This is a genomic window from Paenibacillus enshidis (assembly GCF_042136365.1).
Lineage (GTDB): Bacteria > Bacillota > Bacilli > Paenibacillales > Paenibacillaceae > Paenibacillus > Paenibacillus enshidis.
The window spans coordinates 1-322 of record NZ_JBHHMI010000100.1 but is presented as its reverse complement, the minus strand read 5'-3'; the positions used below and the strand labels follow the sequence as shown (position 1 = coordinate 322).

The window sequence follows — 322 nt, the reverse complement described above, 5'->3', positions numbered from 1 at the left end:
TTCAGGTTCAAGCGGCAACGAGGACCAGGGTCTTTTTATTTTTTTCGGTGCCTTGCTCCGCTCCCTCCTTCTCTCTCTCGGTCGGTTTCATCACCTAAACGCTCTGCTTTCTCCGAAGAACGTCTCATGACCTCGAACCGATCTGCTTCTCCATAAGGCACAATCCAAAAAGATAATAGACCCATTCGATGGTTCTGAATCGCGTAACAACAGGCATTTTCGTGCCTCATTTGATCCGTTATTTGCTTTAACGTGCCTAAAGTGTATTTTCGGTTCCCGGTTTTCTGTTTTTCTGTACCTGATCCAACGGGATAATCGTGCA

At 46.3% G+C, this 322-nt stretch carries 1 protein-coding gene; it reads right to left on the bottom strand.

Going from position 1 to position 322, the window contains the following annotated elements:
• Positions 1 to 35: 35 nt before the first annotated feature.
• Positions 36 to 322 (bottom strand): hypothetical protein (locus ACE41H_RS25250; RefSeq protein ID WP_375358322.1); only part of this gene is annotated, 287 nt, incomplete at its 5' end.